The sequence below is a fragment of the Streptomyces sp. NPDC094034 genome, assembly GCF_040303865.1.
GTDB lineage: Bacteria > Actinomycetota > Actinomycetes > Streptomycetales > Streptomycetaceae > Streptomyces.
This window is the reverse complement of record NZ_JBEOUD010000046.1, coordinates 17394-35192: the sequence shown is the minus strand read 5'-3', so window position 1 is coordinate 35192 and position 17799 is coordinate 17394. Positions and strand designations below refer to the sequence as shown.

The 17799-nt window shown below is 71.7% G+C and carries 10 protein-coding genes; 4 read left to right on the top strand and 6 right to left on the bottom strand.

Annotated elements, in window-relative coordinates; genetic code table 11:
• Positions 1 to 100: 100 nt before the first annotated feature.
• The 4 genes from ABTZ59_RS30510 to ABTZ59_RS30495 all read left to right on the top strand — a co-directional run bounded on the left by ABTZ59_RS30510 (position 101) and on the right by ABTZ59_RS30495 (position 7045).
• Positions 101 to 811 (top strand): spermidine synthase family protein, encoded by a 711-nt coding sequence (locus ABTZ59_RS30510; RefSeq protein WP_351420262.1) that lies wholly within the window; start codon positions 101 to 103, stop codon positions 809 to 811.
• A gap of 104 nt (positions 812 to 915) precedes the next feature.
• Positions 916 to 1653 carry a response regulator transcription factor gene (locus tag ABTZ59_RS30505; protein ID WP_030355662.1) on the top strand — a complete coding sequence of 246 codons (738 nt, stop codon included), beginning with the start codon at positions 916 to 918 and terminating at the stop codon, positions 1651 to 1653.
• A 212-nt stretch (positions 1654 to 1865) separates the two neighbouring features.
• Positions 1866 to 2921, top strand: coding sequence for a HAMP domain-containing sensor histidine kinase (locus tag ABTZ59_RS30500; protein WP_351420335.1), 1056 nt, complete (start codon positions 1866 to 1868; stop codon positions 2919 to 2921).
• 269 nt (positions 2922 to 3190) lie between these two features.
• Complete coding sequence (locus tag ABTZ59_RS30495; protein WP_351420259.1) at positions 3191 to 7045, top strand: multifunctional oxoglutarate decarboxylase/oxoglutarate dehydrogenase thiamine pyrophosphate-binding subunit/dihydrolipoyllysine-residue succinyltransferase subunit; 3855 nt, start codon at positions 3191 to 3193, stop codon at positions 7043 to 7045.
• 68 nt (positions 7046 to 7113) lie between these two features.
• Here ABTZ59_RS30495 and fxsT read toward each other — a convergent pair whose 3' ends face one another.
• From fxsT to ABTZ59_RS30465, 6 genes are all read right to left on the bottom strand, one after another.
• Positions 7114 to 10134 (bottom strand): FxSxx-COOH system tetratricopeptide repeat protein, encoded by a 3021-nt coding sequence (fxsT, locus tag ABTZ59_RS30490; RefSeq protein ID WP_351420253.1) that lies wholly within the window; start codon positions 10132 to 10134, stop codon positions 7114 to 7116.
• A gap of 78 nt (positions 10135 to 10212) precedes the next feature.
• Positions 10213 to 11595, bottom strand: a complete 1383-nt coding sequence (locus ABTZ59_RS30485; protein ID WP_351420249.1) for an aKG-HExxH-type peptide beta-hydroxylase — start codon at positions 11593 to 11595, stop codon at positions 10213 to 10215.
• Entirely contained in the window at positions 11592 to 12827 is a 1236-nt protein-coding gene (locus ABTZ59_RS30480) for an FxsB family cyclophane-forming radical SAM/SPASM peptide maturase (RefSeq protein WP_503003787.1), read from the bottom strand. The genes ABTZ59_RS30485 and ABTZ59_RS30480 overlap by 4 nt, the downstream gene beginning before the upstream one ends.
• Positions 12828 to 13011: 184 nt before the next feature.
• Positions 13012 to 13221, bottom strand: coding sequence for an FxSxx-COOH cyclophane-containing RiPP peptide (fxsA, locus tag ABTZ59_RS30475; protein WP_351420242.1), 210 nt, complete (start codon positions 13219 to 13221; stop codon positions 13012 to 13014).
• Positions 13222 to 13294: 73 nt separating this feature from the next.
• Complete coding sequence (locus ABTZ59_RS30470) at positions 13295 to 16687, bottom strand: SAV_2336 N-terminal domain-related protein (protein WP_351420239.1); 3393 nt, start codon at positions 16685 to 16687, stop codon at positions 13295 to 13297.
• A 7-nt stretch (positions 16688 to 16694) separates the two neighbouring features.
• Complete coding sequence (locus tag ABTZ59_RS30465) at positions 16695 to 17774, bottom strand: AAA family ATPase (RefSeq protein WP_351420235.1); 1080 nt, start codon at positions 17772 to 17774, stop codon at positions 16695 to 16697.
• Positions 17775 to 17799: the final 25 nt, after the last annotated feature.

Here is a 17799-nt window from a genome sequence, read left to right as displayed (position 1 = left end):
CGATCACCGGGCTCGGGGCCTGAAGGGAAACGGATTGTCCTGTTCCAGCCCTCCCGAGCAGGATGTCGGGCGGTACCAGCCACCGACGGAAAGGCCCAACATGTCCGCACCGGCACCCGCGCCCGGCTCCACGTCCGCGTCCGACCTCGATCCCGTCACGCTCGACCGGCGTGACGGACCCTACGGCGAGATCGTGCTGCGCCGACGCGGTGAACGGCTGGAAATCATCGCCAACGGGTGCTTCCTGATGGACACCTCGGACGGCCGCTCCGAGCGGCTCCTCATCGATGCCGCCCTGGCCGCGCTCCCCGAGGAGCGGCGCCGGCCGGACGTGCTGGTCGGGGGCCTGGGGGTGGGGTTCTCGCTCGCGCACGCCGCCGCCGATCCCCGCTGGGGCCGGATCGTGGTGGTAGAGCGGGAGCGGGCCGTCATCGACTGGCACCGGGACGGGCCGCTGCGGCGGATCTCCGGCGCGGCACTGGCCGATCCGCGCGCGGTGATCCTGCACACCGATCTTGTGGAGTACCTGCGGACGACCACGGACCGTTACGACGCCCTCTGCCTGGACATCGACAACGGACCCGAGTGGACCGTCACCGAGGACAACGAAAGCCTGTACTCGCCGGACGGACTGGCCGCCTGCCGCGCGCGGCTGAATCCGGGCGGTGTCCTCGCCGTATGGTCGGCGAATCCCTCCCCCGCCTTCGCCGAAGCGTTGGGGAATGCCGGATTCAGCGGGGTAAGGGCGGAAGAGATCCAAGTTGCCCGAGGCGTACCCGACGTGGTCCATCTCGCTGTTCGCACTGCGTAGCCGGAAGGCTCCCGCTGCCTCTACGCTGCTCCACACACACGGATCTGCATACTTCATGCAGATCGCGGATCAAGGATCGCGGAACGCGTACCAGGGGCGGGGCGATGGAGCAGACACACACCAGCCACAACGGAGTCGCGGCGACGCCCGGCGCCCAGCGCCGGGTGCTGGTCGTCGAGGACGACGCGACGATCGTCGACGCCATCGCCGCACGGCTGCGGGCCGAGGGTTTTCTGGTGCAGACGGCGCTGGACGGGCCGGCGGCCGTGGACGCGGCCGAGGCCTGGCAGCCGGACCTGATGGTCCTCGACGTCATGCTGCCGGGCTTCGACGGCCTGGAGGTCTGCCGTCGCGTCCAGGCGCAACGGCCGGTCCCGGTGCTGATGCTGACGGCGCGCGACGACGAGACCGACATGCTGGTGGGCCTCGGGGTCGGTGCCGACGACTACATGACCAAGCCGTTCTCGATGCGGGAACTGGCCGCCCGGGTGCATGTGCTGCTGCGCCGGGTGGAGCGGGCGGCGCTCGCGGCGGTGACCCCGCGCAGCGGCATCCTGCGGCTGGGCGAGCTGGAGATCGACCACGCGCAGCGCCGGGTGCGGGTGCGCGGTGACGATGTCCATCTGACGCCCACCGAGTTCGATCTGCTGGTCTGTCTGGCGAACACGCCGCGCGCGGTGCTCTCCCGGGAGCAGTTGCTCGCCGAGGTGTGGGACTGGGCGGACGCGTCGGGGACCCGTACGGTCGACAGCCATATCAAGGCGCTGCGCCGGAAGATCGGCGCCGAACGGATCCGTACCGTCCATGGCGTCGGCTACGCGCTGGAGACCCCGGCGCCATGACCCCGCCGGGTGATGGCCGCGCCGCCGACCCAGACAGAGCCGCGGCCGGCCGCGGCGACGGACAGGGCGCCGCGTCGTCCACCGCCGCCGCCTCCCGGAGCGCCCGGAGGCCGAGGCGGCCCGGGAGCGGCGCGGGCCGCGACACCCGTGGCGTCCCACGCCCGCCCGCGCCGGAATTCCGTCCCGGCCCCCGCGGCCTCGACGGCTCCGGGCTGCGGCCCTTCTCCATCAAGGCCAAGCTCGGCAGCCTCGTCGTCATCTCCGTCTTCATCACCACCGGGCTGCTGATGGTGGCCCTGCGCACGGAGACCGAGCTGCGTTTCATCACGGTCTTCTCGATGATCGCCACGCTGCTCATCACCCAGTTCGTGGCGCACGGTCTGACCGCGCCGCTCGATGAGATGAACACGGTCGCGAAGGGCATCTCGCACGGCGACTACACCCGTCGGGTCAGTGGTGCGGACCGCCGGGACGAGCTGGGCGACCTCGCCTCCACGATCAATCGCATGGCCGACGACCTGGAGGCCGAGGACCGGCACCGCAAGGAGCTGATCGCCAATGTCTCGCACGAGCTGCGCACGCCCATCGCGGCTCTGCGCGCCGTGCTGGAGAACGTCGTGGACGGGGTCTCGCCCGCCGACCCCGAGACCATGCTCACCGCCCTGCGGCAGACCGAACGGCTGGGCAGGCTGACGGAGACGCTGCTCGATCTGTCCCGGTTGGACAACGGGGTTGTACCGCTTCGGTCACGGCGCTTCGAGGTGTGGCCGTATCTCTCCGGGGTGCTCAAGGAGGCCAATCTGGCCTCCTCCCGGCGCGGGCCGATCTCCGGTTCCGGCCATCACACCCGTACGGACGTACATCTCCACCTGGACGTCTCACCGCCGGAACTCACCGCGCACGCGGACGCGGAGCGGCTGCACCAGGTCGTCGCCAACCTCATCGACAACGCGGTCAAGCACAGTCCCCCGCACGGCCGGGTCACCGTACGGGCCCGGCGCGGGCCCGGTCCCGAGTCACTGGACCTGGAGGTGCAGGACGAGGGGCCCGGGATCCCGGAGCAGGAGCGGCACCGCGTCTTCGAACGGTTCAACCGCGGCACCGCGCAGTACCCGCACGGCCCTGGCAGCGACGGCGGTACGGGCCTGGGCCTGGCGATCGCCCGCTGGGCCGTGGAGCTGCACGGCGGGCGGATAGGGGTGGCCGAATCCGCCCGTGGATGCTTGATACGGGTCACTCTGCCGGGAACACCGCGACCCCGCCATTGACGTAGAGTTCGAAGCGAAAGCGCACGATCTCCGGACACGGAGTCGGGGACGGGCGAGCAACCAGCCGTGTACCGGCCGTATCGGAGCGTCACACGTTCCCGGCACAGTCGAAACCTGGCTTGTTTCCCGCCAATTCTTACGCTGAAACTCGCCGTCCGATGTGACTTGCACGACGATGGCACACCTGGCCTGCACCTCCTGGCCTGGTAGGCGTAGCCTTGATTCCCGCTGTCCATCACCTTGTGAAGCGGAAGAGGGCGGTTCACGCCGTGTCGTCTCAGTCCCCCAGTAACGCGAGCATCTCGACCGACGAAGACGGGCAGGGCAAGCACCCTGCCGCGGCCTTCGGTGCCAATGAGTGGCTTGTCGACGAGATCTACCAGCAGTACCTCCAGGATCCGAATTCGGTCGACCGTGCCTGGTGGGACTTCTTCGCCGACTACAAGCCGGGCACCCCCGGTACGGCGGACACGTCCGGCAGGGCCGACGAGGCCACGGCGACCGCAGCCGCGGGGGCTGCGGTGCCCACGCCCCAGGCGACCGCCCCTGCTCCGGCCGCTGCTCCCGCCGCACCGGCGGCGCCGGCCGTCCCGGCCGCGGCCCCCGCCGCACCGGCCAAGCCCGCTGCCGCCGCCCCGGCGCCCGCGCGGCCCGCCGCCCCGGCGAAGCCCGTGGTGGCCGCCGCCCCCGCGGCCCCCGCCCCGGTGAAGGCCAAGCCCGCCGCGAACGGCGGCGAGGCGACCACGGCGCCCGCGGGTCCCGAGTATGTGACGCTGCGCGGCCCGTCCGCCGCCGTCGCGAAGAACATGAACGCCTCGCTGGAGCTGCCCACGGCCACGTCCGTGCGCGCGGTCCCGGTGAAGCTGCTCTTCGACAACCGCATCGTCATCAACAACCACCTGAAGCGCGCGCGTGGCGGCAAGATCTCCTTCACGCACCTCATCGGGTACGCGATGGTGCAGGCCATCAAGGCCATGCCGTCGATGAACCACTCCTACGCGGAGCGGGACGGCAAGCCGACCCTGGTCAAGCCGGAGCACATCAACTTCGGTCTGGCCATCGACCTGGTGAAGCCGAACGGCGACCGCCAGCTGGTCGTGGCGGGCATCAAGAAGGCCGAGACGCTCAACTTCTTCGACTTCTGGCAGGCGTACGAGGACATCGTCCGCCGCGCCAGGAACAACAAGCTGACGATGGACGACTTCACGGGCGTCACCGTCTCCCTGACCAACCCGGGCGGCCTCGGCACGGTCCACTCCGTGCCGCGTCTGATGCCCGGTCAGTCGGTCATCATGGGCGTCGGTTCGATGGACTACCCGGCGGAGTTCCAGGGCACCTCGCAGGACACCCTGAACAAGCTGGGCATCTCCAAGGTCATGACGCTGACCTCGACCTACGACCACCGGGTCATCCAGGGCGCCGCCTCGGGCGAGTTCCTGCGGATCGTCAGCCAACTGCTCCTCGGCGAGAACGACTTCTACGACGAGATCTTCAAGTCGCTGCGCATCCCGTACGAGCCGGTGCGCTGGCTCAAGGACATCGACGCCTCGCACGACGAGGACGTCACCAAGCCCGCCCGGGTCTTCGAGCTGATCCACTCCTACCGGGTCCGGGGTCATGTCATGGCCGACACCGACCCGTTGGACTACCTCCAGCGCAAGCACCCCGACCTGGACATCACCGAGCACGGGCTCACGCTGTGGGACCTGGAGCGGGAGTTCGCGGTCGGCGGCTTCGCCGGCAAGTCCATGATGAAGCTGCGCGACATCCTCGGCGTGCTGCGCGACTCGTACTGCCGCACCACCGGCATCGAGTTCATGCACATCCAGGACCCGAAGCAGCGCAAGTGGATCCAGGACCGTATCGAGCGCGGGGCGCACGCCAAGCCGGAGCGCGAGGAGCAGCTGCGGATCCTGCGCAGGCTCAACGCCGCCGAGGCGTTCGAGACCTTCCTCCAGACGAAGTACGTCGGCCAGAAGCGGTTCTCGCTGGAGGGCGGCGAGTCCGTCATCCCGCTGCTCGACGCGGTCATCGACTCCGCCGCCGAGTCGCGGCTCGACGAGGTCGTCATCGGCATGGCCCACCGCGGCCGGCTGAACGTCCTCGCGAACATCGTCGGCAAGTCGTACGCCCAGATCTTCCGGGAGTTCGAGGGCAACCTCGACCCGAAGTCGATGCACGGCTCCGGCGATGTGAAGTACCACTTGGGCGCCGAGGGGACCTTCACGGGTCTGGACGGCGAGCAGATCAAGGTCTCGCTGACCGCCAACCCCTCGCATCTGGAGGCGGTGGACCCGGTCCTTGAGGGCGTCGTCCGCGCCAAGCAGGACATCATCAACAAGGGCGGTACGGACTTCACGGTCCTGCCGCTCGCGCTGCACGGCGACGCGGCCTTCGCGGGCCAGGGTGTGGTCGCCGAGACGCTCAACATGTCGCAGCTGCGCGGTTACCGCACCGGCGGCACGGTCCATATCGTGATCAACAACCAGGTCGGCTTCACCGCCGCCCCCGAGGCGTCGCGGTCCTCCATGTACGCGACCGACGTGGCCCGCATGATCGAGGCGCCGATCATCCATGTGAACGGTGACGACCCGGAGGCCGTGGTCCGCGTCGGACGGCTCGCCTTCGAGTTCCGCCAGACGTTCAACAAGGACGTCGTGATCGACCTCATCTGCTACCGCCGCCGCGGTCACAACGAGGGCGACAACCCGCAGTTCACCAACCCGCAGATGGTCCGGCTCATCGACAAGAAGCGCTCGGTGCGCAAGCTCTACACCGAGTCGCTGATCGGCCGCGGCGACATCACGCTGGAAGAGGCGGAGCAGGCGCTCCAGGACTTCCAGGGCCAGCTGGAGAAGGTCTTCGCGGAGGTCCGCGAGGCCACCTCGCACCGGGCCACGGCCCAGGTCCCGGACGCCCAGGCGGAGTTCCCGGTGTCCGTCACCACCGCGGTCTCCCAGGAGGTCGTGAAGCGGATCGCCGAGTCGCAGGTCAACATCCCCGACACGGTCACCGTCCACCCGCGCCTGATGCCGCAGATGCAGCGCCGGGCCGCCTCGGTGGAGGACGGCACGATCGACTGGGGCATGGGCGAGACCCTCGCCATCGGCTCGCTGCTGATGGAGGGCACGCCGGTCCGGCTCTCCGGCCAGGACACCCGCCGCGGTACGTTCGGCCAGCGCCACGCGGTCCTGGTCGACCAGGGCACCGGCGAGGACTACACCCCGCTCCAGTACCTCACCGACGAGCAGGCCCGCTACAACGTCTACGACTCGCTGCTCAGCGAGTACGCGGCGATGGGCTTCGAGTACGGCTACTCCCTGGCCAGGCCGGACGCGCTGGTCATGTGGGAGGCGCAGTTCGGTGACTTCGTCAACGGCGCGCAGACCGTCGTGGACGAGTTCGTCTCGTCGGCCGAGCAGAAGTGGGGCCAGACCTCCGGCGTCACGCTGCTGCTGCCGCACGGCTACGAGGGCCAGGGCCCGGACCACTCGTCCGCCCGCCCCGAGCGCTTCCTCCAGATGTGCGCGCAGAACAACATGACGGTCGCCATGCCGACCCTGCCGTCGAACTACTTCCACCTGCTGCGCTGGCAGGTCCACAACCCGCACCACAAGCCGCTCGTCGTCTTCACCCCGAAGTCGATGCTGCGTCTGAAGGCCGCGGCGTCCAGGGCCGAGGAATTCACCACCGGCGGCTTCCGCCCGGTGATCGGCGACCCGAGCGTGGACCCGAGCGCCGTGCGCAAGGTCGTCTTCACCGCCGGCAAGGTCTACTACGACCTCGACGCCGAGCGGCAGAAGCGTGGCGTGACGGACACCGCGATCCTGCGCCTGGAGCGTCTGTACCCGCTGCCGGGTGCCGAACTACAGGCCGAGATCGCCAAGTTCCCGAACGCCGAGACATACCTGTGGGCCCAGGAGGAGCCGGCGAACCAGGGGGCCTGGCCGTTCATCGCGCTCAATCTGATCGACCACCTGGACCTGGCGGTCGGCGCGGATGTGCCGGGCGCCGAGCGGCTGCGCCGTATCTCGCGTCCGCACTCCTCGTCCCCGGCGGTCGGCTCTGCCAAGCGCCACCAGGCAGAGCAGCAGCAGTTGGTCAACGAGGTCTTCGACGCCTGAGGACCCGCCGTGCAGACCGGAGGGCCCGGCCCCGCGTGGATCGCGGGGCCGGGCCCTCCGGCGTGGCGTCAGACGGTCGGCGGCTCGAAGTCCCAGTAGGGGCGGTTACGGGACCGGGCCGCGACGGTGTGGACATGCTGCGCGCCCAGGGTGGCCGCCAGATCGTCCAGCGCCTCCCCCTCGGTCTTCTTGGCGCGCTGCCCCTCCCGCAGGGCCCGTAGGTCCGCCGCGTACGCGATCCTGGTCGAGAGCGTCAGCGGATGGGTCCTGCCCAGCGTCTCGGTGGCGCGGGTGATGGTGTCGGCGGTCAGCGCGGCGGCGCCCTCCGGGTCGCCCACCAGATTGCGCAGCGCCGAGGCGTTGATGGCGCACCCCAGGGTCCAGGGATGGTGCTCGCCGACGGCCCGGGTCAGATCGACGAGGGAGTCCTCGATCAGTGCGTGCGCCTGCTCCCGCTCCCCCAGGTTGCGCAGGATCAGGGCATGATTGGCGCGGGCTCCCGCGACGAACGGATGCCCTTCCCCGAGCATCGCCAGATAGCCGTGGACGACCTTCTCGCTTATCTCCATGGCCTGGTCGATATCGCCGTGCTCGCGGGCGAAGCAGCTCTGGCCCGCCGCGAACATCATGGTGAGCGGGTCGTGTTCGCCGAGCACCCGCTCGCAGTTCTCCAGGACCTGGGTGAACAGCTCGGCGGCCTTGGCGCGTTCGCCCGTGCGGTACAGGCAGAGCGCGAGATTGTGCTCGGCGCGCAGCGTCTGGGGGTTGTCCCGGCCCAGCACGATCCGGTGGACGCGCACGCTCTGCGACTGGAGCGATTCGGCCTCGTTGTAGCGGCCGAGCAGGCGCAGGTCGGTGGCGTAGTTGATCTCGGAGAAGAGGGTCCAGTTGTGCCGCAGGCGGAGCGTCTGCCGACGCATGTCCAGCGTGCGCCGGTTGAGGTCGAGGGATTCCTCGTACCGGCCGAGCAGCCGGAGCGAGACGGCCAGATTGTTCTGGGCGTTGAGGGTACGGGAGTCCTGTTCGCCCAGCAGCTCGCGGTAGCAGACCAGGATCCAGCTGGAGATCTCAAGGGCCTCCTCGTACCGGCCGAGGCCGCGCAGATCGGCGGCGAGCCCCGCGGAGGCCCGCAGATGCTCCAGGTCCTTGGGCCCGCGCTCGGCGAGCAGATACTCGACCGCGGCGCGCTCGATGGCTTCGGTGCCCGCGTAGTCGCCCACCGCGCGCATCAGGTTGGCGTAGTGGTAGCTGACGTCCCAGATCCTCGGGTGTGTCTCGCCGAGGAGCCGTCTCCATGCGGCCAGTGTGCGCCGCCCGAGGTTGATGCCCGCCCGGTACTCCCCGGAGAGATACATGTAGCGCAGACAGTTGAGGACCAGGGTGTGCATCGCCGGATCGGTGCTCTTCAGCACATCGGCCCACTTGAGATGCGGGGTGATCTCCGCGTACCGGGGCCACAGCCGGGTGTCGGTCGGCCGGCCCGGGTCGGCCGCCACCAGCGCCCGGCGCACCACCTCGATGAAGTCCTTGTGGTCCTGCGCGGGCATGTCCTGATGGACGATCTGGTGGACCATACGGTGCATGTAGAGGGTGTCGCCCGCCACCCCGGGGAGACCCGCGTCGTGCACCGAGTCGTGGACCTCGCGCTCGCCGACCCCGGCCGCGCGTACGACGGCGTACTGCCGCAGCTTGTTGATCGCCCGCGCCCAGCGCACCGGATCGTCGACCAGTCCGCGCAGCTTCTCCGGGAGCGTGTTCGCGGGCAGGTCGCGTACCAGCCGTACGGGGATGGCGCCCGGCGCGAAGAAGGTGCACAGCCGCAGCAGATCGACGGACTCGGGGACGGTCTCGCGGAGCTTGTTGAGCAGTATCGACCAGCCGGTCTGGAAGGCGAGCGGGAAGTCGGCGGAGACCCGGACGACGTCCTGGTCGATGCCGTCCTCCAGCAGCTCGATGTACTGGTCGACGGACATGTCCGAGTCATTGAGCCACCCGGCGGTCTGGTCGAGCAGCAGCGGCAGGTCTTCGAGCGCCTCCGCGAGCTGGTCCGCCTCCGCGTGGGTCAGCCGCGAGGCGCGGCGGCGGATGAAGGCGACCGACTCCTCGCGTTCGTAGACCGGCACCTCCATCAGGGCGCTGTTGTGCTCGCGCCATTCCGGGTTGCGCGCCGTGATCAGCACATGGCCGGGACCGGTGGGGACCAGATCCCAGATCTGCTCGGGTTCGTCGGCCCCGTCCAGGACCAGCAGCCAGCGTTTGAACGGCTCGCCGCGGCGCAGCGCGTCCAGTACGGCGCGCAGTCGCTCGCCGTACTCCACACCGGTGGACAGACCGAGCGCCGGGGCGAGTTCGGCGAGTTTCTGCCGGCAGGAGACCCGCTTGTCGGCGGCGACCCACCACACCACGTCGTACTCGGCACCGAAGCGGTACACGTACTCGGCGGCCAGCTGGGTCTTGCCCACGCCCGACATGCCGTGCAGTGTGACCACGCCGGCGCCGCGGCCGGCCGCCTGGAGCGCCTGATACGCGCTGTCGAGCAGCGACTCGCGGCCGGTGAAGCGCGTGTTGCGGCGGGGGACTCCGCCCCACACATCGGGGGTGTCGGCGGGATAGCGCGGGCCGCGCCGCGCCTCCCCGAGCTCGGGGAGATGGTCGGTGGGCAGTCCGAGGCGGACCAGGACGCGCCGCTCGGCCTCCGATTCACCGACGGTGGTCAGATCAGCGGCGGCGAGGACGGCGGTGGCACTGGGCAGCGTGGACGTGGTGACGGTGACGGCGGCGAACCGGTCGGGCTGGGCGGCCACCACCTGGCGCAGGGCGCGGTTCCACTCGTCGTGGCTGCGGGGGCCGAGCTGGAAGTACCAGTCGCTGAGGACCACCAGGATGGGCCCGGGCGCCAGCAGCAGATCCTCCAGGCACTCCTCCAGCGATGTCTCCACCGGCGGGTCCCACCGCTGGTAGACGACCGTGAGCCCGCGCCGCTGGAGCCGATCGCCGATCCAGACCGCCCAGGCCCGGTTGAAACCGGCGAAACTGATGGTGACAGCCTGCGTCCCGATTGCTCCAACTGGCTTACGTGCTCCGGGCATTCGACCGTCTCCCTGCTTCGTCATAAGCCCTTCTAACATACCCCGGAGCCCACGGAATCCATTCACGTGCGCGTCGCGTCAACTCGCGTTCCGCTGGCGCCAGATCATGCGCGCGGTACGCACATATGCCACCGCTCGGGCCAGGTGTCCGGGCGGTGGAGGTATGTCGGCCAGCCGGTGGTACATGGAGATCATCTCGTTGACGAGTACGCGGCCCGCCGGGGTCAGTGCCCCGGAGGCCGCCAGCACCGGCAGGACCGCGCCGACCTGCTCCTGGCAGCGGGCGTGCTCGGACCAGGCCAGATCGCGGGCGGAGGAGCGGTCCGTGCCGAGGGCGCAGCGCTGCCAGTAGTCGGCGAGCGCGATATGCGAGTAGGCGCCCTGGAGCAGCCCGTCGAAGGGTCTGGCGTCGGGGCGCCAGGGCGCGAAGTGACGTGGCGTCGCGTCCTCGTGGTGCAGCGGGGTGAGGGCCGCGAGCGCGGCGAGTTTGGTGTGCTGGAGTTCGTGGACGAGGGTCGCCGCGAGATGGGCGGCGGTCGCCGGCCTGCTGCTGAGGATCGCGCCGAACGCCTCGCGCCGGGTGCCGCTGCACTGCGCGGCGCCCTCCCCGGTGGACGGGGAGCCGGGTGGCGGGGAGAGCGGGACCAGGCAGCGCAGCAGGGTCGCGGCCTCGGCGGTACGGTGGGCGCCGCCGACCCGGAGCATGGGCTCCACCCCGGCCCACAGCTCATGCCACGCGGCGCGTTCACCGTCGTCGGGTCCGGCGACGGAGGAGAGCCCGAACCGTTCCAGTCCGCTGCCGGCGGTGCGGTACGGATCGAGGTCGTCGAGCGGTACGCGCGCGGTGCCAGGCGCCACGGCGGGGAGCGTGAGGAGGGGCAGCCAGCGCGAGTCGTCGCAGAGCGCGCCCTCTTCCCCGAGCCGCACGGTGACGGCTCCGGAATCCTCCTGACGTAGCGTCACCCCGTCCTCGGTCAGGGCGACGGCCACCACTCGCGCTCCTGGAGCGGTGCGCAGCGCGCCCAGTGTGGGCAGGACGAGCAGCCCGTCGGAAGCGATGAGCCGTGCCTCGAAGGGCAGGCCCGCGCGGATCGCGGCCGCCGCGGTGAGGGCGCTGAAGTGGGCCAGATCGGCGGCGAGTTCGGGGGTCGGCGCGGCGCTGGTGAGACCACGTAGACAACGTTGTGCCCAGGGGCCCGTCAGTGGATGGAGCAGAACGGAGCGGGTGGCGGCCCTGTCCACGCGCTCGGCGGCCTCCAGCAGCGCCCAGTCCTGGCGCAGCCGCTCCCGCCGGCCGGGCGGGCACACCGCGGCGGGTGCGGCGGACACCGCGTCGAGCAGGGCCCGCAGCAGTACGAGCCGACGCGTGTACTGGTCGCGCACGAGCAGCCCGAGGGCTTCGGAACCGCCCTCGGTACGGCCGAGTTCACGCAGCAGCGCGTCCGGTACGACGGGGCTCACCCGGGACCTCCCTGGCTCGGCGCCCCGGGTGTCGTCGCTTCGGTGAGCCTGGCCGCCACATGGCGGATCAGCCGCTGGAGGTCCGCGCAGTAGACGGAGGGGTTGGTGAAGCCGTGTCCCGCGCGGTAGCGGTGGGCGTAGTGGCCGCCGCCGCAGACGGTGAGCAGCGGGCAGGCGCGGCAGCCGGCGGCGAGGGCCGCGGCGCCGGACTGGCGGGCGGCGACCGCGGGGTGGCGGGTGGCGTCGTCGAAGGTGTGCCGGAAGATGTCGAGTCCGGTGGCGGCGGCCGTGTCGTAGGCGGACTTCAGGGAGTCGACCTGTTCGATGGCGCCGTCGGTCTCGATCACGATGGCGTTGACGGGGTCGAGTCCCAGGGACTCGGTGGCGCCGGGCAGGCCGAGCAGCAGGGCGAGACATTCCTCGAAGAGCCGGATCCGGCTCTCCCTGCGCCCGGCCGACCACCAGCGGTCGAAGACTGCGCTCAGCCAGTCGCCGTACGGGGTGGGACGGTCGGACACCTCGGTGGTGCCGGCAAGTCCTGACGGTGGCGCGGACCAGTTGCCGTGCGGGAGCAGGAGATCGAGGGCGGGCGGGCGCAGCGCCAGCAGCGACGCGTACACCTCGTCGGGGTCGGTGCGCGGGTCGACGACCGTGAGTATGCCCGCGTACGCCTCGGGGTGGTGCTCGGCGAGCAGCCGGGCGCCGCGCGAGGCGGCGGGCCAGGAGGGGCGGCCCGCGTGGTCGACGCGGAGGGTGTTGTGGGTGGCCAGACCGCCGTCGAGGCTGATGCCGACACGTATCCCGTGCCGGGCGAGGGTGGCGATCCGGTCCTCGGTGAGCAGGGTGGCGTTGGTCTGCACGGTGGCGTGGACGGTGCAGCCGCGCGGTACCCGTTCGCGTACGAGTCCGGCGAAGGCGGCCAGCCGGCCGGCGCCCGCGAGCAGCGGCTCGCCGCCGTGCAGGACGAGCGACAGGTCGCTCAGCGCGTGCGTGGCGGCGTGCTCGGCGATCCGGGACGCCGCGCGGTCCAGGACGCCGGGCGCGGCGGCGGCCGGGCGCTCGCGCCAGGTGCGGTCGGGCCCCTCGTAGAGATAGCAGTAGCGGCAGGCGAGGTTGCAGCGGCCGTGCACCTTGACGATGAACTGCCCGAAGGGAAGGGGACCGGAGGCCGGTGTACGGACGGCGGACCTCTGGACCCGCGGTGTCGGCACGGGCGTCGGCCCGCGCGGCATGGCCTGTCTGGACACTCCGAACCCCCGGTGATCTACGGCATCCGGGACAGCCCCGGGTTGCCCGGCCGAGGGCCTGGTTCCCGGAACCGGCGGGGAGGCAAACGCGTGGCACGACAAGTTGTCCTGTTCAACGGAGGCCCCGGGCCAAAAACGGGTACGAGGTCCGGGGCGAGCATCCGCCGTGTCAGAACGCGCTGTTGAACCCCCACAGCATCTCGCGGGGCTGCTCGGCCCGGCCGCGCAGATCCGCCACCACCTCGGCGAGGACCGGGTGGTCGAGGGTACGCAGCGCCTCCAGGTCAAGCGCCAGCAGATCCGGCAGGGCGCCGGGACCGTCCGGTGGGCCCCCGTCCACCGGCCGCGTCGTGTGCGTCGTCCGCGTCAAGTCGTCCATCACGCCTCCCCGTTGCCGTGCGCGTGCGTCGTATCGGTCGTACCCCTTTCCGTACCCCGTACGAGCCCGTTCCTCACCGCTCCAGTTCGGCCAGCCTGTCCGAAGTCGCACGGGCCCGGTCGCCGCCGCCGTCCGGCAGCTTGCCCCATTCCGTACGCGCCGCGCGATATGCCTCGCGCGCGGCCCGGGGCCTGCCGGCTTCCTCGTAGGTCATCCCCCGCCAGTGATTGGCCTCGGCGCGCAGGCCCACGGCTTCCAGCCGCCGTCGCGGATTGTCCAGATCCGCTTCCGCCGTCCTGGCCGAGTCCGCCGCGCCCCTAAACGCCTCGGCCGCCTCGTCGAGACGGGCCGGCCGGTGCAGGATCCGGTGCGCGTCGAAGTGGGAACGGCCCAGTTCCAGCCAGCAGCGCGCGGCGGTCAGCGGATCGCGCGCCTCCTGCGCGGCGAGCCCGAAGAGATGCTCGGCCTCCCGCAGATCCACCCGGTCGCCGCCCAGCCGATGACGGAGCATCAGGGCCTTGCCCAGCATCAGCAGCCGGTCGGCCTGCCGGACGCCGGGCACCGTTTCCGTACGGCAGTCGCGCAGGACCCGTACCGCCGCGCCGATGTACCGGCTGCCGTCCGGCAGTTCCGCGCGCCTGAGCAGGGTCGTGCCCCACTCGGCGAGCAGATCCGCGTGGGCCCGGGAGTCACGGGGGACTCCCCGCGAGGCACGGGAGAAGTACTCCGCGGCCTCCTCCAGATCGCCCGGGTCGCCGGAGCGTTCGTACCGGGCGGCCCGCACCCGGCCCGCCCTGGTCCTGAGCGAGGCGAGCAGCCGTTCGTCCCGTACGGTCACCAGCGACTGGTCGACGAGCGTCCCCGCCTCGTCCAGACCGTCGCCCGACCGCAGCAGCGCGTCCACCAGATCGAGCAGGATCCGGGCCTGTGTGCCGACGGTGTGGCCGCCGGGGGCGAGCGCCCTGCGCAGCGAGCGCGCCGCCTGGCCCGCGTACACCTGGGCCTGTTCGGGGTCGCCGGTCGCACCGGACAGCCGCAGCAGCGTCCGTCCATGGGCCAGCGGCAGGCCGGGCGGCCGGTTCTCCTGGTCGGGCCAGACGTCGGCGAACGCCTCCAGCATGCCGATCGCGCCCTGGAGCAGCGCGCTGTCGCCGCCCAGCCGCCACTGCGCCTCCAGGGCGCGCACCCGCTCCAGGGTCAGCCGCAGCGCCTCGCCGGGCTCCAGTCCAGGCGCCGCGCAGGCGACGGTGTACTCGCGGTCGGCGCGGCGCAGCAGCTCCAGCGCGCCGCGCCGGTCACCGCGCCGCCGCCGGTCGTCGGCCGCGGCGTGCAACACCTTGGCGAGCACGGCCCGTTCACGTACCGCCCGGGGGTGCGCGGCGGCCTTCTCGGCGGCACGCTCGGCCTCGCGCAGCAGCCCTCCGCCGCCCTGGACCTCCCACAGCCGCAGCAGACAACGGGCGAACTCCGCCCACAGCTCGGGGTCGGAGCCGGACGCCGGATCCTCGCGCTCGGTGGCGCCGCGCAGCAGCTGTACGGCGTCGATCAGATACTGCACCATGCTGTCCGAATCGAACTGGCGCAGCAGCCCGCGGGCGCTCTCCACCGCGTCGTTGGTGGGCGGGTCGAGGACCTGGCCGCCGCCATAGGGCGCGAACTGGTCCGGCAGCGGCATGAACCGCTCCAGTACACGGGCCGCGACCTCGGCGAAGGGGTCCGGCGCGCGTCGGGCGCCGCCCTCCGGCCCGCCGTTCTCCCCGGCGTCGCCGTTCTCGCCGTCCGGCTCGATCTCCGTCTCGCCCTCGCCGCGGAACGCGCCGTCGTCGAGGCCGGCCCGCGGGAGGAACGGGCGGGGGCCGCTGTCGCCCAGCTGGGCCACCGCCAGGGCCGGGAAGTTGGGGCCGCCCCTGCCGAATCTCTGCTCGATGTACTCCGAGCAGTGCTTCAGCACGAGCAGCGCCTCGTCGCGGCCCAGCGGTCCGAGCAGCGCGTCCTGGACGCCCGGCGCGAACTCGTACCACTGGCCGTCGTCCGCGCCGTCGCCCTTGCTGCGCGAGAGCAGCCCGCTGAGCAGCACCTCGGCCAGTTCGGACGGTCCCGAGTCGGGCAGCATCGTGCGCTGCACCAGCTGCATCACCGGCAGATAGAGCGGGGCCGCGGCGAGATAGACGGCCAGTTGTCCGGCGGCCGGCGAGGCGGCCGAGCGGAACCGGCTGACCAGTTGGAGCGAGGACATCCGGTCGCCCCGGCGTGGCGCGGGCGCCGCGGGATGGTCGGCGCGCACCCAGCCGACCGCGCCGGAGATCCGGCCGGCGCCGGTGCCCGACAGCAGCCGTGCCCAGGCGTCGAGCGCGCCCGCGACCGGCGGCAGTACGGGGATCGCGAGGGCTCCCGGCCGCTCGGCCGGCGCGCCGGCGGCGTCGCCGCCGACCTTCAGCACGGCCGCGCCGCCGGGCCCCTCGCCCCGGGACAGCACGCCGTAGGTGACGGGCAGCCGGGTGCGGTTCCACATGCGCTGCGGCAGCGGTTGCAGTACGGCGGTGGGCGCCTGGCGGGCGAGCTGGTGGAGCAGCCGGTGGGCGCGTCCGCTGTGCCAGAGCGGGCCCGCGCAGTCGCTGACGACGACGGTGACGCGGCGCCCGGTCGGATCGCTCAGCCGGTCGGCGGAGCTGAGCGGCGCGGCGGCCGGGTCGGGGCTTCTGCTGACGGCGGGCGCGCCATCGGGACCTTGGTGCAGAAAGCGCACCTGCACATCACGGAAGGCGCCCAACTGGCCGAATATCTGCTGGAGTTCACCGAAGAGCCGTTCCCAGACGCGCATCGACGACGAGGCGTCCATGACGAACTGGAGCAGCGCGTCCGCCCGCGAGACGCCGCGGAATACCGGGATGATCAGCCCGCCGGCCCGAGCGCTGAGTTCCACTGTCGCCACCTCGTCAAGGGTACGGCGCAACGGCGGGGCGGCGGGCCGGTAGCGCTGAAGTGGCCGCAACGCGCGCTGGAGTTCGAGGGGGGCGGGCAGCGCGGGGGCGGCGGGCACCCCGAGGGTGAGCGCGGTGGCGCCGCGCCCGCGCCGGGTGGGCCGTCCGCCGTGGCTCGGTACGGGATAGAGGGAGATCCGCCGGTCGTCCTCCTCGCCGGGATCCGGCCGCGGCTCCGGGCCGTCCTCCGGCTCGGTCTCCTGGACGGAGTCGGCGAGGACCGCCGGCGCGACGGCCGTCGCGCCGGTGACGGCCGTCCGTTCGCCGCTGTCCGCCGTCTCCTCGCCGCCCTCGCCAGGTCCCCGCCGGGTCCGGCCGCGTGCGGTCTGTTCGGCCAGCCACAGGGCGTCACAGAGCTGTTCGGCGTCGGGGTCGAGACCGGCCTCACGCAGCCGGGCGACGAGCGCGGTCAGCAGAGCGCCGTCGTACGGCGCCCGCCCGCCGGAGGGGCCGTCCGTCGTACGGTCCGCCGCACCGCCCGTCATCAGCGCATCACCTCGGCCGGTCGAGTCGCTGGATGAGCAGGTCGGCGAGGCGGTCGCGACCCGCCGGGGCGGCGGCGTCGGTGAGATAGATGGCGTTCAGCAACTGGTCGGTGGAGATGAGTTCGCTGCGCGAGCGCTCCAGGAAGTGGCTGATCAGATCGTCGCCGGCGCGGGCGGCCTCGTCGCCGAGATGTGCCCGTACGAACGTGGCGAGCCGCTGGTGGTCGGGGCGGCCCAGCTCCAGATGGATACAGCGGCGCATCAGGGGCGCCGGGAAGTCCCGTTCGCCGTTGCTGGTGAGGACGACGAACGGGAAGGCACGGCACTGCACCCGGCCGCCCTTGATCCGCACCTTCTTGCCGTCGTCGGTGAGGACCTCGGCCTCGCCGTCGGGCAGCCGGTCGGCGATCCGCTCCAGCTCCGGAATGCCGAACTCCCCTTCTTCCAGCACATTCAGGAGGTCGTTCGGCAGATCGATGTCGCTCTTGTCCAGCTCGTCGATGAGCAGTACGCGGGGCTGCTCCGAGGGCAGCAGCGCGGTACCCAGCGGGCCGAGCCGGATATAGCTGCCGATGTCCGCCGACGGGTCGTGGCGGTCCGTTCCGTCCGCACCGTCCGCGCCGTTCGGCCCCGCGGCGCTGTGCGCGGCCAGCTGCACATCCTGGAGCCGGGCGATCGCGTCGTAGTGGTACAGCCCGTCCTGGAGGGCGGACCTGCTGACGATGGGCCAGCGCAGCACCCGGCCGAGCCCCAGTTCGTGCGCGACGGAGTGGGCGAGGGTGCTCTTGCCCGCGCCGGGGCTGCCGGTGACCAGCAGCGGACGCCTCAAGTAGAGGGCCGCGTTGATCATTTCAAGCTCCTCGGCGCCCGGCCGGTGCAGCTCCGCCTCGTGCCGGTAGCCGCCGAGCCGCCGGTCGGCGGAGCCGTCGCCGCCGTCCCCGGCGTCGCCCGTACCGCCCTCGTCGTCCGGGGAGTTGTCGCCGCGTCCCGCGAAGTCCCGCCAGGGAGGCGGCGGAGGCAGTTGGGTGATGCCTCCGTGCGGTTCGCCGGCGCCTCGATAGATGAGCCACTCGCTGGGTTCGCTCATTGCGTGTTCCTCGTCATCACTCGTC

Bases quoted from the DNA above. Each gene is read 5' to 3' on its own strand.
- ABTZ59_RS30510 (WP_351420262.1), top strand. From the start codon at position 101: ATGTCCGCACCGGCACCCGCGCCCGGCTCCACGTCCGCGTCCGACCTC.
- fxsA (WP_351420242.1), bottom strand. From the start codon at position 13,221: ATGGACGACTTGACGCGGACGACGCACACGACGCGGCCGGTGGACGGG.
- ABTZ59_RS30505 (WP_030355662.1), top strand. From the start codon at position 916: ATGGAGCAGACACACACCAGCCACAACGGAGTCGCGGCGACGCCCGGC.
- ABTZ59_RS30465 (WP_351420235.1), bottom strand. From the start codon at position 17,774: ATGAGCGAACCCAGCGAGTGGCTCATCTATCGAGGCGCCGGCGAACCG.
- fxsT (WP_351420253.1), bottom strand. From the start codon at position 10,134: ATGCCCGGAGCACGTAAGCCAGTTGGAGCAATCGGGACGCAGGCTGTC.
- ABTZ59_RS30480 (WP_503003787.1), bottom strand. From the start codon at position 12,827: ATGCCGCGCGGGCCGACGCCCGTGCCGACACCGCGGGTCCAGAGGTCC.
- ABTZ59_RS30470 (WP_351420239.1), bottom strand. From the start codon at position 16,687: ATGACGGGCGGTGCGGCGGACCGTACGACGGACGGCCCCTCCGGCGGG.